24 protein-coding genes and 1 tRNA gene are annotated in these 22,951 nt (G+C 61.9%); 7 read left to right on the forward strand and 18 right to left on the reverse strand.

The features are described from left to right. Positions 1 to 117 precede the first annotated feature (117 nt). From ACZ9EJ_RS09735 to ACZ9EJ_RS09745, 3 genes are all read left to right on the forward strand, one after another. Entirely contained in the window at positions 118 to 1,332 is a 1,215-nt protein-coding gene (locus ACZ9EJ_RS09735; RefSeq protein ID WP_046630732.1) for an NADP-dependent isocitrate dehydrogenase, read from the forward strand. Positions 1,333 to 1,420: 88 nt separating this feature from the next. Further along, positions 1,421 to 1,882, forward strand: coding sequence for a GNAT family N-acetyltransferase (locus ACZ9EJ_RS09740; protein WP_046640682.1), 462 nt, complete (start codon positions 1,421 to 1,423; stop codon positions 1,880 to 1,882). Positions 1,883 to 1,951: 69 nt separating this feature from the next. Next, positions 1,952 to 2,581 (forward strand): glutathione S-transferase family protein, encoded by a 630-nt coding sequence (locus ACZ9EJ_RS09745; protein ID WP_046640683.1) that lies wholly within the window; start codon positions 1,952 to 1,954, stop codon positions 2,579 to 2,581. A 10-nt stretch (positions 2,582 to 2,591) separates the two neighbouring features. On the opposite strand, the gene ACZ9EJ_RS09750 is transcribed toward ACZ9EJ_RS09745, so the two are convergent. The 4 genes from ACZ9EJ_RS09750 to ACZ9EJ_RS09765 form a co-directional block, all read right to left on the reverse strand. Beyond that, entirely contained in the window at positions 2,592 to 3,482 is an 891-nt protein-coding gene (locus ACZ9EJ_RS09750; RefSeq protein ID WP_052754101.1) for a cell wall hydrolase, read from the reverse strand. A 331-nt stretch (positions 3,483 to 3,813) separates the two neighbouring features. Next, positions 3,814 to 5,436 carry an ABC-F family ATP-binding cassette domain-containing protein gene (locus ACZ9EJ_RS09755; RefSeq protein WP_046640684.1) on the reverse strand — a complete coding sequence of 541 codons (1,623 nt, stop codon included), beginning with the start codon at positions 5,434 to 5,436 and terminating at the stop codon, positions 3,814 to 3,816. An 83-nt stretch (positions 5,437 to 5,519) separates the two neighbouring features. Next, positions 5,520 to 7,016 carry a trigger factor gene (tig, locus tag ACZ9EJ_RS09760; protein WP_046640685.1) on the reverse strand — a complete coding sequence of 499 codons (1,497 nt, stop codon included), beginning with the start codon at positions 7,014 to 7,016 and terminating at the stop codon, positions 5,520 to 5,522. Between the two features lie 162 nt (positions 7,017 to 7,178). Then, a tRNA-Leu gene (locus tag ACZ9EJ_RS09765) sits at positions 7,179 to 7,263 on the reverse strand. 728 nt (positions 7,264 to 7,991) lie between these two features. Here ACZ9EJ_RS09765 and ACZ9EJ_RS09770 point away from each other — a divergent pair. The 3 genes from ACZ9EJ_RS09770 (at position 7,992) to trmFO (ending at position 10,105) form a co-directional block, all read left to right on the forward strand. Beyond that, on the forward strand, positions 7,992 to 8,138 hold the full coding sequence (locus tag ACZ9EJ_RS09770) for a DUF1127 domain-containing protein (protein ID WP_080954114.1): 147 nt from the start codon (positions 7,992 to 7,994) through the stop codon (positions 8,136 to 8,138). Positions 8,139 to 8,388: 250 nt separating this feature from the next. Next, positions 8,389 to 8,532 carry a DUF1127 domain-containing protein gene (locus ACZ9EJ_RS09775; protein WP_007762204.1) on the forward strand — a complete coding sequence of 48 codons (144 nt, stop codon included), beginning with the start codon at positions 8,389 to 8,391 and terminating at the stop codon, positions 8,530 to 8,532. Between the two features lie 148 nt (positions 8,533 to 8,680). Further along, positions 8,681 to 10,105 (forward strand): methylenetetrahydrofolate--tRNA-(uracil(54)-C(5))-methyltransferase (FADH(2)-oxidizing) TrmFO, encoded by a 1,425-nt coding sequence (gene trmFO / locus ACZ9EJ_RS09780; protein ID WP_046630741.1) that lies wholly within the window; start codon positions 8,681 to 8,683, stop codon positions 10,103 to 10,105. On the opposite strand, the gene ACZ9EJ_RS09785 is transcribed toward trmFO, so the two are convergent. The 4 genes from ACZ9EJ_RS09785 to yajC all read right to left on the reverse strand — a co-directional run bounded on the left by ACZ9EJ_RS09785 (position 10,083) and on the right by yajC (position 12,367). Next, on the reverse strand, positions 10,083 to 10,535 hold the full coding sequence (locus ACZ9EJ_RS09785; RefSeq protein WP_046630930.1) for a BRCT domain-containing protein: 453 nt from the start codon (positions 10,533 to 10,535) through the stop codon (positions 10,083 to 10,085). The genes trmFO and ACZ9EJ_RS09785 overlap by 23 nt on opposite strands. A 118-nt stretch (positions 10,536 to 10,653) precedes the next feature. Then, positions 10,654 to 11,508 carry a phytoene/squalene synthase family protein gene (locus tag ACZ9EJ_RS09790; RefSeq protein ID WP_046640686.1) on the reverse strand — a complete coding sequence of 285 codons (855 nt, stop codon included), beginning with the start codon at positions 11,506 to 11,508 and terminating at the stop codon, positions 10,654 to 10,656. Positions 11,509 to 11,511: 3 nt separating this feature from the next. After that, a complete protein-coding gene (locus ACZ9EJ_RS09795; protein WP_046630745.1) occupies positions 11,512 to 11,898 on the reverse strand; it encodes an Mth938-like domain-containing protein in 387 nt (128 codons plus the stop codon). Positions 11,899 to 11,998: 100 nt separating this feature from the next. Continuing rightward, positions 11,999 to 12,367: a preprotein translocase subunit YajC gene (gene yajC / locus ACZ9EJ_RS09800; RefSeq protein WP_046630747.1), complete on the reverse strand. Its 369-nt coding sequence runs from the start codon at positions 12,365 to 12,367 to the stop codon at positions 11,999 to 12,001. A gap of 196 nt (positions 12,368 to 12,563) precedes the next feature. On the opposite strand from yajC, the gene ACZ9EJ_RS09805 reads away from it, so the two are divergent. After that, entirely contained in the window at positions 12,564 to 13,436 is an 873-nt protein-coding gene (locus ACZ9EJ_RS09805; RefSeq protein ID WP_046640687.1) for an ATP-binding protein, read from the forward strand. 73 nt (positions 13,437 to 13,509) lie between these two features. Here ACZ9EJ_RS09805 and ACZ9EJ_RS09810 read toward each other — a convergent pair whose 3' ends face one another. The 10 genes from ACZ9EJ_RS09810 to nagZ form a co-directional block, all read right to left on the reverse strand. Then, positions 13,510 to 15,132: a peptidoglycan DD-metalloendopeptidase family protein gene (locus ACZ9EJ_RS09810; RefSeq protein WP_046640688.1), complete on the reverse strand. Its 1,623-nt coding sequence runs from the start codon at positions 15,130 to 15,132 to the stop codon at positions 13,510 to 13,512. 149 nt (positions 15,133 to 15,281) lie between these two features. Next, positions 15,282 to 15,920 carry a protein-L-isoaspartate(D-aspartate) O-methyltransferase gene (locus ACZ9EJ_RS09815; RefSeq protein WP_370649748.1) on the reverse strand — a complete coding sequence of 213 codons (639 nt, stop codon included), beginning with the start codon at positions 15,918 to 15,920 and terminating at the stop codon, positions 15,282 to 15,284. An 8-nt stretch (positions 15,921 to 15,928) separates the two neighbouring features. Beyond that, positions 15,929 to 16,699, reverse strand: a complete 771-nt coding sequence (surE, locus tag ACZ9EJ_RS09820; RefSeq protein ID WP_046640689.1) for a 5'/3'-nucleotidase SurE — start codon at positions 16,697 to 16,699, stop codon at positions 15,929 to 15,931. Then, positions 16,699 to 17,982 carry a serine--tRNA ligase gene (gene serS, locus ACZ9EJ_RS09825; protein ID WP_046640690.1) on the reverse strand — a complete coding sequence of 428 codons (1,284 nt, stop codon included), beginning with the start codon at positions 17,980 to 17,982 and terminating at the stop codon, positions 16,699 to 16,701. The genes surE and serS overlap by 1 nt, the downstream gene beginning before the upstream one ends. Positions 17,983 to 18,037: 55 nt before the next feature. After that, positions 18,038 to 18,862, reverse strand: a complete 825-nt coding sequence (gene tatC / locus ACZ9EJ_RS09830) for a twin-arginine translocase subunit TatC (protein WP_046630758.1) — start codon at positions 18,860 to 18,862, stop codon at positions 18,038 to 18,040. Further along, positions 18,859 to 19,581 (reverse strand): Sec-independent protein translocase protein TatB, encoded by a 723-nt coding sequence (gene tatB, locus ACZ9EJ_RS09835; RefSeq protein WP_046640691.1) that lies wholly within the window; start codon positions 19,579 to 19,581, stop codon positions 18,859 to 18,861. The genes tatC and tatB overlap by 4 nt, the downstream gene beginning before the upstream one ends. Positions 19,582 to 19,614: 33 nt before the next feature. After that, entirely contained in the window at positions 19,615 to 19,839 is a 225-nt protein-coding gene (locus ACZ9EJ_RS09840) for a twin-arginine translocase TatA/TatE family subunit (protein ID WP_046630759.1), read from the reverse strand. A 462-nt stretch (positions 19,840 to 20,301) separates the two neighbouring features. Further along, positions 20,302 to 20,994, reverse strand: a complete 693-nt coding sequence (gene scpB, locus ACZ9EJ_RS09845) for an SMC-Scp complex subunit ScpB (protein WP_080955745.1) — start codon at positions 20,992 to 20,994, stop codon at positions 20,302 to 20,304. Between the two features lie 20 nt (positions 20,995 to 21,014). Continuing rightward, positions 21,015 to 21,866 (reverse strand): segregation and condensation protein A, encoded by an 852-nt coding sequence (locus tag ACZ9EJ_RS09850; RefSeq protein WP_046640694.1) that lies wholly within the window; start codon positions 21,864 to 21,866, stop codon positions 21,015 to 21,017. 27 nt (positions 21,867 to 21,893) lie between these two features. Further along, positions 21,894 to 22,910, reverse strand: a complete 1,017-nt coding sequence (nagZ, locus tag ACZ9EJ_RS09855; RefSeq protein ID WP_046640695.1) for a beta-N-acetylhexosaminidase — start codon at positions 22,908 to 22,910, stop codon at positions 21,894 to 21,896. Positions 22,911 to 22,951: the final 41 nt, after the last annotated feature.

Genomic DNA, 22,951 nt, shown 5'->3' on the forward strand with positions numbered 1-22,951 from the left:
AAAGCCGCATATGATGGTCTCAATGCCTTTGCGTTCCGGCCCGGCGATGTTATAGCGCACCCACTGGTGTCCACCCGTCGGGACCTGGAGGTCCCTTCTACGTCCAAGAGGAATTCCATGCAAAAGATCAAGGTAGCCAACCCGGTCGTCGATCTCGACGGCGACGAGATGACCCGCATCATCTGGCAGCTCATCAAGGACAAGCTGGTCCTTCCCTATCTCGATCTCGACATCGAATATTACGACCTCTCGGTCGAGAACCGCGACGCCACCAATGACCAGGTGACCATCGACGCCGCCAACGCCATCAAGAAGCACGGCGTCGGCATCAAGTGCGCGACGATCACGCCGGACGAAGCCCGCGTCAAGGAATTCAACCTCAAGGAAATGTGGAAGAGCCCGAACGGCACGATCCGCAACATCTTGGGCGGCGTCATCTTCCGCGAGCCGATCATCTGCAAGAACGTGCCGCGCCTGGTTCCGGGCTGGACCAAGCCGATCGTCGTCGGCCGCCATGCCTTCGGCGACCAGTACAAGGCGACCGACTTCAGGTTCCCGGGCAAGGGCACGCTGTCGATCAAGTTCGTCGGCGAAGACGGCCAGGTGATCGAGAAGGAAGTGTTCAAGGCACCGGACGCAGGCGTGGCGATGGCCATGTACAACCTCGACGAATCGATCCGCGATTTTGCCCGCGCTTCGCTGAACTACGGCCTGATGCGCAAGTGGCCGGTCTACCTGTCGACCAAGAACACCATCCTCAAGGCCTATGACGGCCGCTTCAAGGATATCTTCGAGGAAGTCTTCAACAACGAGTTCAAGGCTCAGTTCGACGAACTGAAGATCACCTACGAACACCGCCTGATCGACGACATGGTCGCCGCTGCGCTGAAGTGGTCCGGCGGCTACGTCTGGGCCTGCAAGAACTATGACGGCGACGTCCAGTCCGACATCGTCGCCCAGGGCTTCGGCTCGCTCGGCCTGATGACCTCGGTCCTGCTTTCGCCCGACGGCCGCACGGTCGAAGCCGAAGCCGCCCACGGTACCGTCACCCGCCATTACCGCCAGCACCAGAAGGGCCAGGAGACCTCGACGAACTCGATCGCCTCGATCTTCGCCTGGACCCGCGGCCTCGCGCACCGCGCCAAGCTCGACGACAATGCCGAACTTGCAAAGTTCGCCTCGACGCTCGAAAAGGTCTGCGTCGACACGGTCGAATCCGGCTACATGACCAAGGACCTGGCGCTCCTTATCGGTCCCGACCAGCCGTGGCTCTCCACCACCGCCTTCCTCGACAAGGTGGACGAAAATCTCAAGGCGGCCATGGCTGCCTAAGTCCGAAAAATCGGCTAATCATTCGACGGCGGGGAGCAATCTCCGCCGTTTTCTTTTGTGCCGTTTTCTTTTGTGAGGGAGTTTCGCCATGACCGCCAAGACGACACCTGCGATCATCCGTCCGCTCGAGCCAGCCGACCGCACCGCCTGGGAGCCGCTCTGGGAAGCCTATCTGCGCTTCTACGAGACCGTGCTGCCAAAGGAGATGTACGATGTCACCTGGAGCCGGTTTCACGACCCCGCCGAGCCGATGCACGCGCTCGGCGCATTCGACGAGACCGGCAAGATGATCGCCATCGCACATGTCGTCTTTCACCGGTCCTGCTGGCTGCCCGAATGGACCTGCTATCTGCAGGACCTCTATGTCAAGAATACCTTGCGTGGCCGGGGAACCGGCGCAGCCCTGATCGAAGCCGTGGCGGACCTCGCGCGGGCAAAAGGTGCCGGACGGCTCTACTGGCTGACGCAGGAAAGCAATGCCGCCGCAAGGCGGCTTTACGACCGCATCGCCCAAAATTCCGGCTTCATCCAATACCGAAAGGCGCTCTAATTTGCCTCGGCGCCTTGATTGGGAATGAAGGTGCGCCAAAACATAGGGCATCACTTCCGGGAGGATCGCATGGCTGATGAACTGGTGCTTTATACGAACCCGATGTCGCGCGGCCGGATTGCCCGCTGGATGCTGGAGGAGGTCGGCGTCCCCTATCGTACCGAAATCCTGCATTTCGGTACGACGATGAAGGGCGAAACCTATAAAAGCGTCAACCCGATGGGCAAGGTGCCGAGCATCATGCACGGCAAGACCATCGTGACCGAATGCGCGGCGATCTGCGCCTATCTGGCGGATGCCTTTCCGCAAGCAGGTCTTGCGCCTGCCCCCAACAAACGCGCCGACTATTACCGCTGGATGTTCTTTGCGGCAGGTCCGCTGGAAGCAGCGGTCAGCAACCGGGTGCTCGGCTTCGAAGTGCCGAAGGAACGCGAGCGTATGGTCGGTTACGGCACCTATAAGGACGTGATGGATACGCTGGAAGCAGCCGTCCGGGCGAACGCCTATATCGCCGGCGACACGTTCAGCGCCGCGGACATCTATGTCGGCTCGCAGCTCGGTTACGGCCTGCAGTTCGGCACGATCGAAAAACGCGCCGCGTTCGAACAGTATTTCGGACGGCTTGCGCTCCGCGAGGCCTACCAGCGGGCCAACGACAAGGACAATGCCGCGGCTGCCGAGCTTCAGAAGGCGGGATAGACTTCAGCGATCAGCGGTCGACACCGGCCGGCGATCGTTTTGGCGACGGGGTCGGTATGGGCTTCGCGTTGCCCGTGTCGAAACGCAGCATCCATTCATTGCTCATGGAACTGGCAAGGATCAGCGGCGCGACAGGAGGCTTTTCAGGTTGAGCGCCAGCCGGCTGGATGACGGCAGAACGGACCGCCAAGGGATCCGGCCGCTCGATCGGAACCGGGACGTTCATCGCCACCATAGGCTCCGTGGCCGTTGTCGGGATGGTCGCAACGTCGAGTTCCTTCGCCTGGATCAGGCTCAACGGGTCGGGATTGCTCTGCACCAGCGCGAGCACGTATGCATCGACGGGCTTCGGCGGAGGCGTCTGCAGATCTCCGTCCCTGTCGCGCTTCTCGTAGAACGCGTTGCCGCCCGCAACCGTCACATAATGCATGTTCTGGTAGGGGAAACGTAAGCCCGCCGTATGGAAGAACATGGCGTCCTTGACTTCCGGGTTCCGCTCGCCGCGGATGATCGCATCGACGGCTGCGTCGAGTTCCGGAACCGTTGCCTCATTCATCGCCCGGGTCATCACGCCCGGTGCGAATTGACGCTCCTGGGCGACGATGCCGCAAATGGTTGACGGATAGGCGTCCGAGGTGAGCCTGTTCATGATCACGGTGCCGACGGCCATGAGCCCTTCACGACTCGACCGCTGGGACTCGAAATACATCGCCCGCTTCATGCAGTCGCGATCGGCCGGCGTGTAGTGGTAGACCTGCTTCTTCGAGACAGGTGCCGGCTTCACCGTCGTGGTGGCAGGAGAGATCGACGCAGTCGTCTGCGCCGACGTGCATGCCGACAGGAACATCATTCCAACCAGACCGATTGCCGGTCGGAGAAGGGCCTTATCGCTCGCCGTCATGAATATCCCCCCTGCGGTATAATTCCAGAAATCGCTACGGCGTGAAAAGGGATACCTCAAAAACTGATTCAGATCAAACGGCATATGAGACAATCAAAACTGTGCAGAAAATCGTTCCGGTTGCAGGCCGGCCACCCGGCAAGCCCCCTCGAACCGAGGTCTTTCCGCGCATGCCGGACCGACGTCTTACGATGGTCTTCCTAATGGAAAGTTGACTTCCCGACCTGCCGTTCACGGATATCCGGCGGACAGTTGTCGAAGAAGCCACAGCGTCTGCCAGCCGGAACCGATAGAGGCAGACGCCACTCCGCCTCTGCCTCAGTCTTGATCCCTAGCTCCGCAGCCCCGGTGCCTCGTAACCTGTGCGTTCGACATATTCCGTATAACCGCCGTCATAGCGGTGGATGCCGTCGGGCGTCAGTTCGAGCACCCGATTCGACAGTTCGGCGAGGAAATGCCGGTCGTGGCTGACGAACAGCATGGTGCCTTCGTATTCCGACAGCGCCTTGATCAGCATTTCCTTGGTGTCGAGGTCGAGGTGGTTGGTCGGTTCGTCGAGGACGAGGAAATTCGGCGGGTCGAACAGCATGGCCGCCATCACCAGGCGTGCCTTCTCGCCGCCGGAGAGCACCCGGCATTTCTTTTCGACATCATCGCCCGAAAAGCCGAAGCAGCCGGAGAGCGCCCGCAAGGAGCCCTGCCCTGCGCGCGGAAACTGCTCTTCCAGCCATTCGAAGACGGTGAGGTCGCCGTCGAGCAGGTCCATGGCATGCTGGGCGAAATAGCCCATCTTGACGCTGGCGCCGATCGAGACGCTGCCTTCGTCCGGCTCGGTCGAGCCCGTCACCAGCTTCAGCAGCGTCGATTTGCCGGCACCGTTGATGCCCATGATGCACCAGCGCTCGCGCCGCTTCACCATGAAGTCGAGACCTTCGTAGATCGAGCGGCTGCCGTATCGCTTGGCGACATTCCTGATGTTGACCACGTCCTCGCCGGAACGCGGGGCCGGCTGGAATTCGAAGGCGACCGCCTGGCGGCGCTTCGGCGGCTCGACGCGCTCGATCTTGTCGAGCTTCTTGACCCGGCTCTGCACCTGGGCCGCGTGGGAGGCGCGGGCCTTGAAGCGCTCGATGAACTTGATCTCCTTGGCAAGCATCGCCTGCTGGCGCTCGAACTGGGCCTGCTGCTGCTTTTCGTTCTGAGCCCGCTGCTGCTCATAGAAACCGTAGTCGCCGGAATAGGTGGTGAGCGACCCGCCATCGATCTCGATGATCTTGGTGACGATGCGGTTCATGAATTCGCGGTCGTGCGAGGTCATCAGCAGCGCGCCGTCATATCCTTTGAGGAACTGTTCCAGCCAGATCAGGCTTTCGAGGTCCAAGTGGTTGCTCGGTTCGTCGAGCAGCATGACGTCCGGGCGCATCAAGAGGATGCGGGCGAGCGCCACGCGCATCTTCCAGCCGCCGGACAGCTTGCCGACATCGCCATCCATCATCTCCTGGGTGAAGCTCAGGCCGGCGAGAACCTCGCGGGCGCGGCCTTCGAGGCCGTAACCGTCGAGCTCCTCGTAACGCGCCTGCACCTCGCCGTAGCGCTCGATGATCTCATCCATCTCGTCGAGGCGGTCCGGATCGACCATCGCCGATTCGAGCTCGTGCAGTTCGGCAGCAACGGTGCTTACCGGACCTGCACCATCCATCACCTCGGTGACGGCGCTGCGGCCGGCCATCTCGCCGACATCCTGATTGAAATAGCCGATCGTGACGTTCTTCTCGACGGAGACCTGCCCCTCGTCCGGCATTTCAGAGCCGGTGATCATCCGGAAGAGCGTCGTCTTGCCGGCGCCGTTCGGGCCCACGAGGCCGATCTTCTCGCCACGGTTCAGCGCCGCGGAGGCTTCGATGAAGAGGATGCGGTGGCTGTTCGATTTGCTGATGTTTTCGATACGGATCATGGGCGGGCGGGCTCGGAAGGTTTCATCACAACAAAAAGCCGGGTCGTCGCCGACCCGGCTTTTCTACACAATCAATGCGAAGCTTATTCGGCGCTGTCTTCAGCGGCCTTCTTCTTCGGTGCAGCCTTCTTCTTCGGAGCGGCGGCTTCTTCGCCTTCGGCGGCGTCGTCAGCAGCCTCGGCCTTCGCAGCCTTCTTCGGAGCAGCCTTCTTCTTGGCCGGCTTTTCAGCGCTTTCCGAGCCTTCCTCGTCTTCAGCCATCAGCTCTTCCTTGGTCACGACCTTGTCGGTGACCTTGATCTCGGAGAGCAGCTTGTCGACGACCTTCTCTTCGAAGATCGGCGCGCGCAGCGAGGCGGAAGCGCCGGGGGTGTTGCGGAAGAAATCGAGGATTTCCTTCTGCTGGCCCGGGAACTGCTGGAGCTGCGCATAAAGGGCGCGCTGCATTTCTTCCTCGGTCACTTCGACGCCGGCCTGTTCGCCGATTTCAGAGAGTACGAGGCCGAGACGAACGCGACGTTCGGCAAGCTTGCGGTATTCGACGCGTGCATCTTCCTCGGTCGTCTCTTCGTCTTCGAAGGTCTTGCCGGACTGCTGCAGGTCGGTGTTGATCTGGCGCCAGATGTTGTCGAACTCGGCGTCGACCAGGCCCTGCGGGGTGTCGAACTGGTACATGCCGTCGAGCTGGTCGAGGATCTGACGCTTGACCTTCTGGCGGGTGACGTTGCCGTACTGGCTTTCGATCTGGCCGCGGACGATCTCCTTCAGGCGATCGACGGACTCGATGCCGAGCTTGGAGGCGAGCTCATCGTTGATCTCGAGAGCGGCCGGAGCAGCGACTTCCTTGACGGTGACGTCGAAAGTGGCTTCCTTGCCGGCAAGGTTCGCGGCGGGATATTCGGCCGGGAAGGTCACGGTGATGGTCTTCTCGTCACCGGCCTTGACGCCGACCAGCTGGTCTTCGAAGCCCGGGATGAAGCGGCCGGAGCCGAGAACCAGTTCGGCATCTTCGGCGGTGCCGCCGTCGAAGGCAACGCCGTCGACCTTGCCGAGATAGTTCATGGTGACGCGGTCGCCATCGGCGGCCTTGCCCTTCTTGGTCTCGAAGGTGCGGGCGCTCTCGGCGATCTTCTCGATCTGCTCGTTGACTTCGTCTTCGGTGACTTCGACGACTTCACGAATGACGGAAAGGCCGTCTGTCGGCTGCAGTTCAATCTCCGGGATGACTTCGTAGGAGAGCGTGAATTCGAAATCGGCCTCGGCGTTGAGGATCTTTTCCGCTTCCTTCTCGTCCTCGGTCATGGCGACCGACGGCTGGGTCGCCGACTTCTCGCCGCGGTCGGTGAGGATTTCGGTCGGGCGTTCGCGGACGATTTCGTTGACGAGGTCCGCCATGATCGACTTGCCGTACATCTTCTTCAGATGGGCGATCGGAACCTTGCCCGGACGGAAACCGTTGATGCGGACCTTGTCCTTGGCGTCGGCGAGGCGCACGTTCAGCTGCGCTTCCATGTCCCGCTTGGGGATAACGACCTTGATTTCGCGCTTCAGCCCTTCAGCGAGCGTTTCGGTAACCTGCATTTTCATACCTTCATATCGTGGCGGCGGTGCTCAGACAGCCGTTGGTTTCAATGAGCACATCGCCGGAACTTTGAGAGACCGGCCGCGGCTTCAAGGAGCGCCGATCCTTTCGCCAGAACCGGCTCGGACCGCACTCCTGGCGGTGTTGATGCGGGGCGGTTCTGGTGCGGGTAGAGAGACTTGAACTCCCACGCCTTGCGGCACCAGAACCTAAATCTGGCGTGTCTACCAATTTCACCATACCCGCGCCCCAGCCGCGTCGAAAATCCTCGTCGCACAAGGCCTTCCGGAGCGCGCGTCTCTATATCACCCGTTTCGGCGCACGCAAAGGGAAAATGACGCTTTTTTGGCAGCTCCGAGAAACCGCGGTGGATAGGGGAATTTGGCCCCGCCCCACCCGATCGAACCCGGCATTATCGGGATATTTAACTTTTTATTAAATTCTAATGTGTACATTGGAATCAACGGCGATGCGAGCTATGCAATAACCGCATGCCATCCATACGGATATTGCACTGCACAATTTCGCTGCCATCTCATAATATTCAAATGCAGAGATTGATTGAAGGTTTTGATCTCTCTGGTTTGGACGGCTTGGCGCCCGTCATGAACGATACAGATGCCCTCGGGGAGTTTCCCGTGACAGGAATTCGAGCCGCGCACTCCTCCTCCCAGCGCGGGCTTGATGGGACTGGCGATCCTCCTCCTCCCAAATCGCCAGTCGTTACAAATGACGCCCACCGGACCTCCTCCCCCGGTGGGCGTTATTTTTTGTTCTGCAGCCTGCGATCTGCTTAAAACAAGCGCAAAAATTCAGCACTTCCGCATGGTAAACGATCTCGTAATGCGCCGGATGCATAGGTGGCATACCGAATAGGCGCTGTTACTTTTTGCAGCGCAGCATATATTACCGGTCATGAGATTGAAGTCAGCGCCGAACGGGCTGCTGGCAAGGGCCTAGAAAGGGACAAGATCATGAACATCGCACAGAAGCTCACCACCTGGCGCAAGTACCGCGAAACCGTCAACGAACTCGGCCGCATGAGCGACCGCGAGCTCAACGACCTCGGAATCGGCCGCGCCGACATCCGCCGCGTCGCACGGAATGCAGTCGGCTTCTAAGCCTCACGCAGACATCGCCGGACCTTCCAAAAGCGCTTCCTTCGGGAGGCGCTTTTTCTTTTTGTTCATGGAAATTTAACACTTCAAATACCTGCCTGATTTTCAGCCTGAGCTGCAAAATTCGGCAATCCCCTGCACATTTGCATGGCAGTCGCACATTTTTTGCACTGCACATTCTTATTATGCGGATGTATAAGACCCTCATCGCTGATGACGACAGAGCATCAGGAAAAATCTTGAGGAAACAACCATGAACCCGATCCGTATCGCCAAGAATTGGATCAGCTACCGCCGCACGATGAACGAGCTTGGAAATCTTTCGAGCCAGGCCCTCAGCGACATCGGTCTGACCCGCTACGACATCCGCCACATCGCGGCCCGCTCTTTCCGCTAATCCGCTGCTCGCAGGCGGACCCGCGCGGCGTGAGCCTTCGCGGTGAAAGATAAAGCGGTCCGAGAGGACATCCAAGGACGTATCAAAGGCACCTTCTCGGGTGCCTTTTTGATTCCGGTCCGGCAAATGGCGTGATAATGAGCCGGCCATGAGCAACATTTCCTCCTCCCCCATCTCTCCCGCCGCCATCCATGTCGTCGGCGGCGGCCTCGCAGGTTCGGAAGCCGCCTGGCAGATCGCCTCGGCCGGCGTGCCGGTGATTCTCCATGAAATGCGCGGCGTGCGCGGCACCGATGCCCACAAGACGGACGGACTTGCCGAGCTCGTCTGCTCGAACTCCTTCCGTTCCGACGATGCGACGGCGAATGCCGTCGGCGTCATCCATGCGGAGATGCGACTGGCGGGTTCGCTGATCATGGCATGTGCCGACAGGCATCAGGTACCGGCCGGCGGCGCGCTTGCCGTCGATCGCGACGGTTTTTCCGATGCGGTCACCGAAGCGATCGAAAAACATCCGCTCATCACCGTCGTGCGCGAGGAGGTCCAGGGCCTGCCGCCGAAGGAATGGGACCTGGCGATCATCGCCACCGGCCCCCTCACCTCACCGGCGCTGGCAGCCGCGATCCAGGCGGAGACGGGCGAGGATCAACTCGCCTTCTTCGACGCCATCGCGCCGATCGTGCACCGTGATTCGATCGACATGGATATCTGCTGGTACCAGTCGCGCTACGACAAGGTCGGTCCCGGCGGCACCGGCAAGGACTATATCAACTGCCCGATGGACGAGGCGCAATACAACGCCTTCGTCGATGCGCTGATCGCCGGCGATGCCATCGGTTTCAAGGAATGGGAAGGCACGCCCTATTTCGACGGCTGCCTGCCGATCGAAGTGATGGCCGAACGTGGCCGCGAAACGCTGCGTCATGGGCCGATGAAGCCGATGGGTCTCACCAATGCCCATAATCCGACGGTAAAGGCCTATGCGGTCGTGCAGCTCCGGCAGGACAACGCACTCGGCACGCTCTACAACATGGTCGGCTTCCAGACGAAGCTGAAATACGGCGCCCAGGCAGATATCTTCCGAATGATTCCCGGCCTCCAGAATGCCGAGTTCGCAAGGCTCGGCGGCCTGCATCGCAACACCTACATCCACTCGCCCGTTCTTCTCGACAAGAGCCTGACGCTGAAAAGCCGGCCGGGTCTGCGATTCGCCGGCCAGATCACCGGCTGCGAAGGTTATGTGGAAAGCGCGGCCATCGGGCTGCTCGCCGGCCGTTTCGCGGCGGCCGAACGCAAGGGCGAGACGATCCCGGCACCGCCGGCAACGACCGCTCTAGGCTCGCTGCTCGGACATATCACGGGCGGGCATCTGGTTTCGGAGGACGAGCCCGGCAAACGTTCGTTCCAGCCGATGAACGTCAACTTCGGGCTGTTTCCCGAGTTGGAACCGGGATCGATCGTCAAGCCGGAGGGCGTCAAGCGTTTCCGCGGCAAGGACAAGACAGTGATGAAGCGGCAGTTGCTCTCCGCCCGCGCGCTTCAGGATTGCGCTAATTGGCTCGGTCGGGGCTGATGTCCCCGGCGGGCGATGCCGGCTTTTCCTCGATATCGCGATCGGCAACGCTGACATAGTTGTCGAGCAGCCAGAGGGCCACCTCGGCTGCCTCCTTTTCCGTCGAGAAGAGGTAAGTGCCGTTCTGCGTCGACGCATCCAGAAACTCGACGGTGAAACCCTTGGCATCCGGCAATGGGGTCACGCGTACCCGGCCAGGCTCGATCAGAAAGCAGGCGTAGTGATTGCGGTGGCTGCGCATGAAGCCGGCCTTGTTGTCGTGCAGGCGCACGAAGATCGCCTCGCCATTGGCCGTCACATGCAGGGTGCGGATGGCTTCATTGGGAAAGGCGCGGCCGAACTCGAGGATTGCCACGCCCGTGTCATGCAGATTGCCGTCCTTGTCCCGGTCCTTGCCGGACATACGGGTGACGTAATAGGCAAGCGCCATGAGGAGTACGAAGATGATCGACCAGACGACAACGGGGCTCACACCGCTTCTCCTTATGATGGCGCCGGATTTGTGCTTCGTTCCTTAGCCGGCGAGCCTTGCGCGAATTTGGCGTCCGTCAAAAGCGTCTGGTGACGGAGGCCTTCATGAGCCGCAACTGGCGCCGCCATTGCGGCAGTTGCAGGGGCGCGTCGAACACCGAGGCACCTGCACGCGCGGCGCGGCGCAGCACCGGTTCGGCGAGCGCCACAGGCAGATAGGCCGGAAAGACCGCCGCCGGGATGGTCCCCGACCTTCTCGCCTTGGCCAGATGCTCCAACCCAAGCCCGGCAAGGGCCTCGATCGCGGCCGAAATGCGCGGCTTGTCCTCGCCGCGCAGAAATGTATCACGGTCGAGCCCGGTCGCCGAGAGAATATCGAGCGGCAGATAGAGCTGATGACGACGGCGATGGATCGGCATCAGGAGCAGGAAACCGGCGATCGCCTGCGCGACGCCAGCGTGGCCTGCGGCCCCCGCAGATTTTGCCGCATCCGCGGGAGAGAGAATCAGGCTCGCGAGCTGGATGAGCGCCGAAGCGGTCTCGCCGGCATACCCTTCGAGCGCGTTGCGGTCGGTGAGCGGATCGTCGTAGAGGTCGAAGATGCGCGCCTCGATCATGTCGACAAGCGTCTGGCGCGGCAGGCGATAGGTCTCGATCGCCTCGAACAGGCCGGCGGCGACGGGGTTGCCGGTGCTGTCGCCCGCAGCATTTCCTTCGAGTAGGTCGCGCCACCATTGCAGGCGGATTTCGCCGGGCAGCGGTTCACGCACCACGTCGCGGACACGGGCGATCTCGGCATTGAAGGCATAAAGGGCCGCAAGTGCGCCACGCTTGTCCTCCGGCGACAGAAGACAGGCGAGATAACGGTCGCGGTCGGTCTCCCGAAGCGTCGCGAGGCAGAGATCGCCGTTCTGTCTGGCTGAATCGGCCATCTGTCAGACTGCGATCAAAGCTGCCGCGACGGCGCGCGATTCGGCCAGCATGATGTTGAAAGTGCGCACGGCGGCACCGGTGCTCATCGGGTCGGAAGCGATGCCCTTGGCTTTCAGCGCCGCCTTCACCTCAGCCGGAATGGGCTTCAGATTGGCGCCGGTGCCGACAAGCAGGACTTCGATCTCGTTGGATTCGGCCAGTACCTTCATCAGGGAGGCGACCGTCAGCGGTTCGCCTTCCTGCAGTTCCCAGCCGTGAATACCCGACGGAAGGCAGAGCAGCGAGCCGCGATGCGACATGTCGGCGAAGCGGAAACCGCCGTTGCCGTAGGCATCGATCGGAGCGCGACCGGGAAAATGGGCGTCGCGGATTTCGATGCCTTTCGCCATGGGTCGCATGCCTTCTCGAAGAGGTTGCGAGCCGGAGATGATCCGGCTCTTTTTGAGTTCGGAGCCCTGTCACAAACAGGGCCACCGTATCGGCGCAGCTTTAGGAAGCCGTTCCGGTCTTTGCCGGTTCGGTCTTGACGGGCTCGCCCTTGACGCGAACTTCCGCGATATAGGCGCGCATGGCGCGGATCTTTACGCCTTCGGCGATTTCGACTTCCACTTCGGCATCGTCGATAACCTTGGTCACCTTGCCGGTTATGCCACCACCAAGAACGACCTGGTCGCCGCGGCGGATGTTGGACAGCGTCTCCTGGCGCTTCTTGGCATTGGCGCGCTGCGGACGGATCAGGAAGAAGTACCAGACCACCATCAGCGGCGCGAACAGGAAGAGCATCTCAAGGCCGGAGCCGAACGCGGAGGCTCCCGGTGCTGCGGCCGGGGCCTGGGCGAATGCTTCGGTAATGAACATCGAAAACTCCTAAGATTACCGGAGACGCCGGGCCCCCGTTTCAAGCCGCCGGAATATAGTTGCGATAGGCCGGAATGCAACAGAAACACGCCGGCCAGCGTACCGAATCCACGGCTCTCAGGCTTTTGATGCACTAACGAGCGTGTTACCGCAGCCGAAAGGCTCAAAAACTCGCCGATGCGACCGGAGAAACACCATGAGCGACGACATCAACACCCTGATCCTGACCGAGATCCGCAGGCTTGCGGATGCGCTGGAACGGCTCGCCGGCCCTCCGCCCGCCATCAACGACTGGAACGCTGCCGACTGCTTCGTCTGGGTACCGGCAAACCAGCGCCTGCAGCCGGTGCCGCGTCCGAACCGTGTCGCCCTGACGCTGATCCGGGGTGTCGACCATGTGCGCGATATCCTGCACGAAAACACCCTGCGGTTTGCGGAAGGCTTTGCAGCCAACAACGTGCTGCTGTGGGGCGCCCGCGGCATGGGCAAATCGTCGCTGGTCAAGGCGGTCCACGAGGACGTGCGCGCCGCGACGGGGACCTCGCTGAAACTCGTCGAAGTGCATCGCGAAGACATCGCCTCGCTCCCTGCCCTGCTCGATATCCTGAAAGCTTCCGGCCAGCGCGTCATCGTGTTCTGCGACGACCTTTCCTTCGATCACGACGATACGGCCTACAAGTCGCTGAAGGCAGCGCTCGACGGCGGCATCGAAGGCCGGCCGGACAATGTTCTGTTCTACGCGACATCCAACCGTCGCCACCTGCTGCCGCGCCACATGATGGAGAACGAGCAGTCGACGGCGATCAATCCCTCCGAAGCCGTCGAGGAAAAGGTGTCGCTGTCGGATCGGTTCGGCCTGTGGCTCGGCTTCCACAAATGCAGCCAGGACGACTACCTGAAGATGATCGACGGTTATGCCGAGCATTTCGAGCTCGGCCTCGATCAGCAGACCCTGCACCACGAAGCGCTCGAATGGGCGACCACCCGCGGCGGACGTTCAGGCCGCGTCGCGTGGCAATATATCCAGGATCTCGCCGGGCGGCTGAGGAAGCCGCTTTCCCGAGATTAAAACCTGAAAAAGCACTGAGAACGCAAAAAGCCCGGCACTGCCGGGCTTTTCTCCGTCCCTTGAAACGCACTACTTATTCAAGGAAGGTAATCGGGTTGACCGGGGTCGCGTCCTTGCGGACCTCGAAGTGGACCTGCGGGCGCTTCGCGTCGCCGCTCATGCCGGAGGCGGCGACCGTCTGGCCGCGGGTGATCTTCTGCCCACGCGTGACGTTGATGCTGCCGGCATGGCCGTAGACGGTGACCTTGCCGTCGTCGTGACGGACGAGAACCGTGTTGCCGAGCTGCTTCAGGCCGTTGCCCGCATAGATCACGACGCCGTTTTCGGCAGCCTTGATCGGCGTGCCTTCCGGAACCGAGATGTCGATGCCGTCATTGCGGTTGCCGTCGACGTTCTGGCCGTAGCCGGCGATGACCGCGCCATTGACCGGCCAGCGATACTTGCCGATGCCGGTAGACTGGGGCGCCACCGAGGCGACGTCCGACTTCTTCTCGACGTCGGCAACGGATGCGCTGTCGACGGCGGCCTTGGCTGCGGCCGGCGCCGGGGCCACCTGGGCAACCTGAACAGGTGCTGCGGGAGCAGCCGGCTTCGGAGCCACGGCCGCCACCTTTTCGACCGGCTTCTGCGGAATGGATGCGGTCTTGACCGGATCGGCTGCCGGAGCGGCCGCGCCGTTTGCCACCTTCAGCGTCTGGCCGATGCGGACGCCGCCCGAGGTCAGGTTGTTGGCGGCCTTCAGCTGGTCGATCGGCGTGCCGGTTTCGCGGGCGATCTTGGTGATCGTGTCGCCCGGCTTGACCACATAGGTGCCGCCGACCGGCTTGCCGCCCGGAGGCGTCAGCTTGGCGGGTTCGGCAATCGCCTTGTCACGCGCCGAGGTCGGCAGGACGGCGAGTTTCTGCTCGGGCTCCCGGGCAGGCGCCGGAGCCTTGTTCTGAAGGTCGATCGTGCCGGCGGCGTTCTTCGCCGAATTCTGCGCCGTGCCGAAGGTCGGGATCAGGACGGACTGCCCGGCAGCAACGGCGCCACCGTTTGCCTTCAGGATTTCCTTTTCCGGAACCCCGTAACGCGTGGAAAGCGTCGAAACCGTTTCACCGGGCTTCAGGGTCACCTTGGGAGCGTTGACCGTGGACCAGCCGGACATCGGCTTTGCGGTCGTGCCGGTGACGACATTGTCGGCCCTCAGCGTCGAGGCAGACGGAGCGACCAGCGTGTTGGCGGCCGGCTGACGGCCCGGGAAAGGCTGGGCGAGTGCTTCCTGACGGGTCGCCGGATCGCGACCCATCGGAGCTGCGTTACGCTGCGCCGTGGCACCGGTCGGAGCCGCCAGTTCCGAGCGCTGGACGGCGACCGGAGCGGATGCGGTGCGTGCCGGCGAGGTATAACCGCCGGAATTGCCGGGATAGGGCTGGGCCATGGCTGCATTGCGCGAACCGTAGTCGTTCCGCGGGATCGGCGGCAAGGCCTGAGCCTGGCCGGAGCCGAGATCGGCCTGCGGGGTCGGTGCGCGGCCATAAGCCCCACCGCCCTGTCGCTGCGGAATGGACGCCGTCGTTATATTGTCGGATTTCGAAAAGAGCCCCGAGAACCGCGTCGCGTCCGAACTGCACCCTGTCGCAGCGCTGGCAAGCAGTGCCGCGACAGCAAATTTGATTACGGATTTTCCGAATTTCGGAGAACTCTTCATACGCATGACTCGCTTACAGATACGCCACCATCGTGAGAGTCATTAAAGCGCGTTAGTCTTACTGCACCGTTAAAGGGCAGGCATTGTCCTAAAATTTTAGGGAAATTGATAACCATGACGGTCGAAATGCCATCGCGGCATGGAACAAACGGCCTTTAGAGCGCCGCTGCGATGTGGGGAACGATCGGCAGAAAGGGCACCTGGAACAGATCCTCCCGCTCGAATCGGCTGCCGGTCTTGGTGAGACGCACCATCATGCAGGACTCGCCGTCCGTGAGCGGCGCGACCATCGAACCGCCATGGGTGAGCTGCTCGGCGTAAAATCGCGGCAGCGAGGAAAAGGCGGCCGTGACGAAAATGCGGTCGAAAGTGCCCTCGCCCGGCATGCCATTGCCGCCGTCCGCCTGGCGCACGACGACATTGCGCAGCCCTAGCGCATCCATGCGGGCGTTGGCGGCGGTGACCAGGGTGCGGTATCGCTCGACAGTCAGCACCCGCTCGGCGATACGGGCTATGACGGCGGCGGTAAAGCCGCTGCCCGTGCCGATTTCGAGTACCCTATGACCGGGCTTGACCTGGAGGCGGTGCAGCAAGCGCACGGCGAGATCCGCACCTTCCATGAAGGAGCCGCAGTCGATCGGCACGGTGCGGCTGGAATAGGCGTCCTCGGCAAGCGACAGCGGCACGAACTGCGAACGGGGCGTCTGTTCGACGGCAGTCAGCAGATCGAGGTCAGAAATGCCTTCCGACCTGAGGCGCAGCACGAGCGCCGCAAAACCCTCTTTCTCGACCATGCCCGATTTCAATCAGCAGCTCCGAATCCCAGTGCTTTCGCCACACGATCCTGAACCGAATAATCGGTCAGGTCCAGCTTGAGCGGCGTCACGGAGATCTTGTTCTCCTTCAACGCCTGGATATCGGTGCCGTCACGGAAATTGCCCTTCCGCTCGCCGAATCGCAGCCAGTAATAGGGCTTGCCGCGGCCATCCTCGCGGGCATCGATCGTCAGGCCGAAATCGAGCTTGCCCTGCGATGTCACTTCGACGCCCTGCACATCGCCCGGTTCGCAATTCGGGAAGTTCAGATTGAGGAAGGTGCCGTCCGGCAGATCAACGTCGATGAGCTTGCCAATGAGATCCGCCGCGTAGGATTCAACGACGTCCCAAGGCACCACCCGACCGTCTTCGCGCCGCACGGCCTGGCTGAGCGCAAAGGAGCGCACGCCCTGCAGCGTGCCTTCGATCGCGCCTGCGATCGTGCCGGAATAGGTGACGTCATCGGCCATGTTGGCGCCATCGTTGACGCCCGAGAGCACCAGATCCGGTTTTCCCGGCAGGACTTCACGAATGCCCATGATGACGCAATCGGTCGGCGTACCGCGCAGGGCGAAATGCTTGTCTCCGACTTTGCGAAGACGGAGCGGCTCGGAGAGCGTCAGCGAATGGGCAAGGCCGCTCTGGTCGGTTTCCGGCGCGACGATCCATACATCATCCGAAAGCTGCCGCGCGATGCGTTCCAGCACCGCGAGGCCTTCGGCGTGAATGCCGTCGTCATTGGTCAGAAGTATCCGCATCAGGCCGCCCGTTCGATTCTGGTCAGGCCACCCATATACGGCAGGAGCGCGTCCGGAATTGTGACCGAGCCGTCCTCGTTCAGGTAATTTTCCATGACTGCGATCAGGCAGCGGCCGACCGCGACACCCGAGCCGTTCAGCGTGTGAACGAACTTCAGTGCCTTGTCGTCCTTGGACCGGTAGCGCGCATTCATGCGGCGCCCCTGGAAATCGCCGCAGACGGAGCAGGACGAGATTTCGCGGTAGGTATCCTGACCCGGCAGCCAGACCTCGATGTCATAGGTCTTGCGCGCGCCAAACCCCATGTCACCAGTGCAGAGCGTCATGGTGCGGAAATGCAGGCCGAGACGCTTCAGCATGTTCTCGGCGCATTCGGTCATCCGCTCGTGCTCGGCGATCGACGATTCCTGGTCGGTGATAGACACGAGTTCGCACTTCCAGAACTGGTGCTGGCGCAGCATGCCGCGCGTATCACGGCCGGCAGAACCGGCTTCCGAACGGAAGGACGGCGTCAGCGCCGTGAAGCGCAGCGGCAGCTTTTCCTGCTCCAGAATTTCCGCGGCGACCAGATTGGTGAGCGTCACCTCCGCTGTCGGGATCAGGTAGCGGCCATCCGTCGTCTTGAAGAGGTCTTCCTCGAATTTCGGCAACTGGCCGGTGCCGTACATGGCGTCGCCCTTCACCATCAACGGCGAAGAGACTTCCGTATAGCCGTGCTCGGTCGTGTGCATGTCGATCATGAACTGGCCGAGCGCCCGTTCAAGCCTGGCGAGCTGGCCGATGAGGACAGTGAAACGCGAGCCGGAGAGTTTCGTGGCGCGTTCGAAATCCATCATCCCGAGAGCTTCGCCGATCTCGTAATGCTCCTTGGCCGCATGGTTCCAGCGCGGCTTTTCGCCAACGACGTGCTTGACCACGTTGTCGTGCTCGTCCTTGCCGACCGGTACGTCGTCGAAGGGCACGTTGGGAATGCGCGACAGGGCGTCTTCGAGGGCCGCAACGGCGTCGCGCTCTTCCTGCTCGGCAACCGGCATCGTCTCCTTGATGGTGGCGACTTCGGCCTTCAGCTTTTCGGCAAGCTCGGAATTCTTCTGCCCCAGCGCAATGCCGATCTCCTTGGAGGCGGCGTTGCGGCGGGATTGCATGTCCTGAAGCTTCTGGATGACGGAACGGCGCTTGTCGTCGAGCGCCAGGAGAGTTGCCGCCATGGGCTCTGCGCCGCGCTTGTTCAGCGCTGCATCCAAAGCCCCTTCGTTTTCACGGATCCACTTGATATCGAGCATCTTGCCTTGCCTTTAGAGCGGAACGCCGCGGACTCGCAAAGCAGGCCGAAAGGCTTCAGGCCTTGTCCGTCTCTGCAACATCCGAAGATTCCTGCTCCGAAAGCTTGTCCTCGGCACGTTTGCGCTCGACGAGTCGTGCGGCGTAGATGGAAATCTCGTAGAGAAGGATGGTCGGTATAGCAAGACCGATCTGGGACATGGGATCGGGCGGCGTGAGCACCGCGGCAACGACAAAGGCCAGCACGATCGCATATTTACGCTTTTCCTTCAGCCAGGCGCTGGTCAGAATGCCGACGCGGGCGAGCAGCGTGGTGACGACCGGAAGCTGGAACACCAGCCCGAAGGACAGGACCAGCGTCATGATCAGGCTCAGATATTCCGAGACCCGCGGCAGAAGCGAAATGCCCACTTCACCTTCGGTCGGCGCCTGCTGCATGGCGAGGAAGAACCACATGACCATGGGAGTGAAGAAGAAATAGACCAGCGCGCCGCCCATCAGGAAGAGGATCGGCGAAGCGACCAGGAACGGCAGGAAGGCAGCCCGCTCGTTCTTGTAGAGGCCGGGCGCCACGAACTTGTAGATCTGCGAGGCAATCACCGGGAAGGCGATCACCAGCGCGCCGAACATCGCCACCTTCACCTGGGTGAAGAAGAACTCCTGCGGCGCGGTGTAGATCAACTCGGACTTGGCCAGATCGAGGTTGGCCCAGAGGACGGCCCATTTATAGGGAACGACAAGCAGGTTGAAGAGCTGCTTGGCGAAGAAGAAACAGACGACGAACGCGACGAAAAATGCGCCGATCGACCACATCAGTCGAGTGCGCAGTTCCATCAGATGCTCGATGAGCGGCTGCGGCTTGTCTTCGATGTCACCGCTCATGCGTCGTCCTTCGGGGTATCGGCTTTTTTCGGCGTGCGTTTGCGGGCCGGAGCCTTGACGATCGCCTCATCCACAACCTGGGCAACAGGGGCCGGTTGCTTTGGCGCAGCGCGACTGCGTTTCGGTTTTTCGACGACGGCGACCGGAGTAGCGGCAGTCTCGACGGCGGGCTTTGCCTTTTCGGCGGCCTTGCGGACCGGCTTCGGCTTTTCCACGACGGTTGCTGTCGCCGCTGCCTCAGGTGAGGCAGGCGCCGACTGGGCCGGGGCCGGAGCCGGGACCGGCGCAGGCGTGGAGGATGCAGGTGCTGCCAACGGGAAGTTTGCGGGAACCTCGGGAGAGGCGTCGACGCTTGACGTACCCTCGACAGCCTGACGGGCCTCGATATCGGTCTCGGCCACGGCCGGCGTCGGCATCTGCGTCGCCTTCTGCAGGTCGGCGCGAATTTCCTGCCCCATCTGCCGGAGCGGGTTGATCGCATCCCTCAGCGCGTTCGTCGGGTTCAGCCGCTGCGCATCCGAAATCGTCTTGCGCACGTCGTCGAGTTCCGACTCCTTCAGCGCTTCATCGAATTGCGAGCGGAATTCCCCGGCCATCTTGCGCAGATTGGTCGTCATCTTGCCAAAGGCCCTGAGCATGGGCGGCAAATCCTTCGGACCAACCACGACGATCAACACGATCGCAATGACGAGAAGCTCGGTCCAGCCGATATCAAACATTCAACGAGGCTCCTGGAACCCGCCACCCGGACATTACGACCGGGTGGTTTCCTTGGCCTCTTCAGCCTTGAGATCAACGGTCTTCGTCGTGGTCGTCGCGCCGTTCGCCTCGGTGGCGTCCTCGTCGCTCATGCCCTTCTTGAAGCTCTTGATGCCCTTGGCGAAATCGCCCATCAGTTCCGGAATCTTGCCACGTCCGAAGAGAACGAGCACGATGACCAGAACGATCAGCCAATGCCACACACTGAAAGAACCCATAAGTCCAACTCCATTAGTACCGTTTCATCGATGTAAGCTCTTTATGATGCTTTTTCAAACACCAAAATGTCGTCGGTGAACACCTTATCGAGACGTCCTTAACCTGCGCGACAACTCGTCGGCGCAGATCCGGCCTCGACCCGGCTGACTGGCCCTGCGAACCACGAACGTCTGGGATTCCCAGGCCGCTAAAGGGATCGTCCCGACTGAGTTCCCGCCGCAAGCTGGCCACCTGGGGGCACGGCCGCATCGCCTCTTCGGCATCGTGGCCGACTGCGATCACCGTCGCGACGCTCTCCATCAGGGTCGCCGGCGTTTCGGCTCGGATAATCTCCTGTAGGCGAGAAACGAGGCCGGAAAACGGCTCTTCCGTCAAAAAGCGACCTGCCAAGGAGTCAACGTGATGCAGCACAGCCCATCGTGCGACGGACGTGCTCCTGGGCCGCAACCACTCCGGCGAAATCACTCTTCCGCTTCGCCGCCCGGCGTCAGTAGGCCAAGTTCCTCGAGGTCGAGTTGGGTGATCGGGTCCTCGTCCTCGGCAAAATCGTCAACATTGATCGGGAGGGGTATCGCAAAGCCCGGGGGGATGCGGCCGGAAAGCAGACCGGCGCCCTTCAATTCTTCGAGACCGGGGAGATCGCGCAGTTCCTCAAGGCCGAAATGGTCGAGGAAATCAGGGGTCGTGGCGAGCGTCACCGGCCGTCCCGGGGTGCGGCGGCGGCCGCGGAAGCGGACCCAGCCCGCCTCCATCAGCACGTCGAGAGTGCCTTTGGACGTCTGCACGCCGCGGATCTCCTCGATCTCGGCGCGGGTGACGGGCTGGTGATAGGCAATGATGGCCAGCACTTCGAGTGCGGCCCGCGACAGCTTCTTCGTCTCGTTGTCTTCGTTGCGGATGACGAAGGAGAGGTCGGCGGCGGTGCGGAAGGCCCAGCGGTCGCCGGTCCGGATCAGATTGACGCCGCGCGGCGCATAGACCTCCGCCAGCCGCTGCATGACGGCATTGACATTGGTGCCGCGTGGCAGGCGTTCGGCCAGAAACGCCTCAGAGACCGGTTCGGCCGAGGCGAAGACCAGCGCTTCCGCGATCCGCTCGACTTCCGCCGACGAGAAGGATGGGAGTTCAGCCTCTTCTTCCGCAGCGATCGGCAGATCGTCGTCCTCTTGCGGCGTCAATCAACGCCTCCCTCGGCGGGCTGTGGCGAGGCGGGCTGCTGTGGCCCGTTTCCCTTGCGGAGAAAGATCGGCTGGAAGGCACCGTCCTGGCGGATTTCGAGCTTGCCCTCGCGCACCAGTTCGAGCGACGCGGCAAAGGCACTGGCGGTTGCCGTGACGCGATCCTCCGGGGGCAGATAGGGCAAAAGATAGTGTTGCAGCGCCGTCCAGTCGACGATTTCGCCGAGCATGCGCGTCAACAGTTCGCGGGCATCGACCAGCGACCAGACCTTGCGTCTCTCGATCGTCACCTGGGTGACGGCGGTGCGCTGGCGCAGGTTCGCATAAGCGGAGAGAAGGTCGTAAAGCGTCGCGTCATAGGCGGATTCGACGCGATGCGGGATATGTTCCGGCGCTCCGCGGGCAAAGACGTCGCGGCCGAGACGATTGCGGTTGACCAGCCGGGTCGCCGACTCGCGCATGGCCTCAAGGCGCTTCAGGCGGAAAGCAAGCGTCGCCGCCAGTTCCTCGCCGCTCGGGCCGTCGTCGCCCTTGGCCTGCTGCGGGATCAGCAACTTCGACTTGAGATAGGCGAGCCAGGCGGCCATGACGAGATAATCGGCGGCAAGCTCGATGCGGACCCGCCGGGCGCTGTCGATGAACAACAGATATTGCTCGACCAGTGCCAGAACGGAGATGCGGGCGAGATCGACCTTCTGGGTGCGGGCCAGGTGGAGGAGCAGGTCGAGCGGACCTTCGAAACCACTGACGTCGATCACAAGCGCCGGATCGTCCGTCGCACGTTCGGCGCCGGCATCCTGCCACAACTTGTCCATCGGAATGGCGTTCTGCGATGTCGTCGTTGCCATTCCCCAACCTCTTGCTGTCGAAAGCCGTCAGGAGACGGCGAGAAGACCCTGGAACTCCGAGCGGACCGCCTCTTCGCTCAAGCCGTCGCCGCGGCCGAAAGCCGCTTCCACCGCCTTCGCGCGCCGCAACGCTTTCCCGCCAAGCGGTATCGCTTCCTTCACGACGGCCTTCATTTCGTCCATCACGCCGTTGCAATGCAAGACAATATCGCAGCCGCCCCCAACGATTCTTGCCGCACGCTCACCGATCGTGCCCTTCAGGGCGTTCATCGACGTGTCGTCGGACATCAGCAACCCGTCGAAGCCGATATGGCCGCGGATGATCTCGTCGATCACCTTGCGGGAAATGGTCGCCGGCTCATCCGGATCGATGGCGGTGAAGACGATATGGGCGCTCATCGCCATCAGCTCGTCCTTCATGGCGACGAAGGGCAGGAAATCATGCGCTTCCAGCTCGGCGCGCGAGACGGTGACCACCGGCAGTTCGTGATGGCTGTCGGCCATGCCGCGGCCATGACCCGGAATATGCTTCATGACCGGCAGCATGCCGCCCGCCTTGAGGCCGTCGGCAGCTGCCTGCCCCATTTCGGCGACCGTCGTCGGATCGAAGCCATAGGCGCGATCGCCGATGACGTTGCTCGCCCCTTCGATCGGCACATCGAGCACCGGCAGGCAATCGACATTGATGCCGAATTTCATCAGGTCGAAGGCATGCAGGCGCGACATCAGCCAAGCCGCCCGCAGGCCCTTTTCGCGATCCCGGCGGTAAAGCTCACCGAGCACGGCGGCCGATGGATAACGCTCGATCATCGGCGGACGGATGCGCTGGACGCGGCCGCCCTCCTGGTCGATCAGCACCGGCGCATCCGGCCGGCCGACGGCATCGCGCATGGACGCGACGAGATCGGTGATCTGCGCCGGCTCGATACAATTGCGGGCAAACAGGATGAAGCCCCAGGGCCGCTCGTCCCGGTAAAGCGCCACTTCGTCCGCGGTCAGGGTCGGGCCGCTGGAGCCCAGGATCATTGCTTTTGATTCGCTCATGGTCCGATCTTAGATCATTGGTGGGCCAACGAAAAACGGGG

This window comes from Neorhizobium sp. USDA 3394, from assembly GCF_056280385.1.

Bases quoted from the DNA above. Each gene is read 5' to 3' on its own strand.
- ACZ9EJ_RS09735 (WP_046630732.1), top strand. From the start codon at position 118: ATGCAAAAGATCAAGGTAGCCAACCCGGTCGTCGATCTCGACGGCGAC.
- ACZ9EJ_RS09740 (WP_046640682.1), top strand. From the start codon at position 1,421: ATGACCGCCAAGACGACACCTGCGATCATCCGTCCGCTCGAGCCAGCC.
- ACZ9EJ_RS09745 (WP_046640683.1), top strand. From the start codon at position 1,952: ATGGCTGATGAACTGGTGCTTTATACGAACCCGATGTCGCGCGGCCGG.
- ACZ9EJ_RS09750 (WP_052754101.1), bottom strand. From the start codon at position 3,482: ATGACGGCGAGCGATAAGGCCCTTCTCCGACCGGCAATCGGTCTGGTT.
- ACZ9EJ_RS09755 (WP_046640684.1), bottom strand. From the start codon at position 5,436: ATGATCCGTATCGAAAACATCAGCAAATCGAACAGCCACCGCATCCTC.
- tig (WP_046640685.1), bottom strand. From the start codon at position 7,016: ATGCAGGTTACCGAAACGCTCGCTGAAGGGCTGAAGCGCGAAATCAAG.
- ACZ9EJ_RS09770 (WP_080954114.1), top strand. From the start codon at position 7,992: ATGAACATCGCACAGAAGCTCACCACCTGGCGCAAGTACCGCGAAACC.
- ACZ9EJ_RS09775 (WP_007762204.1), top strand. From the start codon at position 8,389: ATGAACCCGATCCGTATCGCCAAGAATTGGATCAGCTACCGCCGCACG.
- trmFO (WP_046630741.1), top strand. From the start codon at position 8,681: ATGAGCAACATTTCCTCCTCCCCCATCTCTCCCGCCGCCATCCATGTC.
- ACZ9EJ_RS09785 (WP_046630930.1), bottom strand. From the start codon at position 10,535: ATGGCGCTTGCCTATTACGTCACCCGTATGTCCGGCAAGGACCGGGAC.
- ACZ9EJ_RS09790 (WP_046640686.1), bottom strand. From the start codon at position 11,508: ATGGCCGATTCAGCCAGACAGAACGGCGATCTCTGCCTCGCGACGCTT.
- ACZ9EJ_RS09795 (WP_046630745.1), bottom strand. From the start codon at position 11,898: ATGGCGAAAGGCATCGAAATCCGCGACGCCCATTTTCCCGGTCGCGCT.
- yajC (WP_046630747.1), bottom strand. From the start codon at position 12,367: ATGTTCATTACCGAAGCATTCGCCCAGGCCCCGGCCGCAGCACCGGGA.
- ACZ9EJ_RS09805 (WP_046640687.1), top strand. From the start codon at position 12,564: ATGAGCGACGACATCAACACCCTGATCCTGACCGAGATCCGCAGGCTT.
- ACZ9EJ_RS09810 (WP_046640688.1), bottom strand. From the start codon at position 15,132: ATGCGTATGAAGAGTTCTCCGAAATTCGGAAAATCCGTAATCAAATTT.
- ACZ9EJ_RS09815 (WP_370649748.1), bottom strand. From the start codon at position 15,920: ATGGTCGAGAAAGAGGGTTTTGCGGCGCTCGTGCTGCGCCTCAGGTCG.
- surE (WP_046640689.1), bottom strand. From the start codon at position 16,699: ATGCGGATACTTCTGACCAATGACGACGGCATTCACGCCGAAGGCCTC.
- serS (WP_046640690.1), bottom strand. From the start codon at position 17,982: ATGCTCGATATCAAGTGGATCCGTGAAAACGAAGGGGCTTTGGATGCA.
- tatC (WP_046630758.1), bottom strand. From the start codon at position 18,862: ATGAGCGGTGACATCGAAGACAAGCCGCAGCCGCTCATCGAGCATCTG.
- tatB (WP_046640691.1), bottom strand. From the start codon at position 19,581: ATGTTTGATATCGGCTGGACCGAGCTTCTCGTCATTGCGATCGTGTTG.
- ACZ9EJ_RS09840 (WP_046630759.1), bottom strand. From the start codon at position 19,839: ATGGGTTCTTTCAGTGTGTGGCATTGGCTGATCGTTCTGGTCATCGTG.
- ACZ9EJ_RS09850 (WP_046640694.1), bottom strand. From the start codon at position 21,866: ATGGCAACGACGACATCGCAGAACGCCATTCCGATGGACAAGTTGTGG.
- nagZ (WP_046640695.1), bottom strand. From the start codon at position 22,910: ATGAGCGAATCAAAAGCAATGATCCTGGGCTCCAGCGGCCCGACCCTG.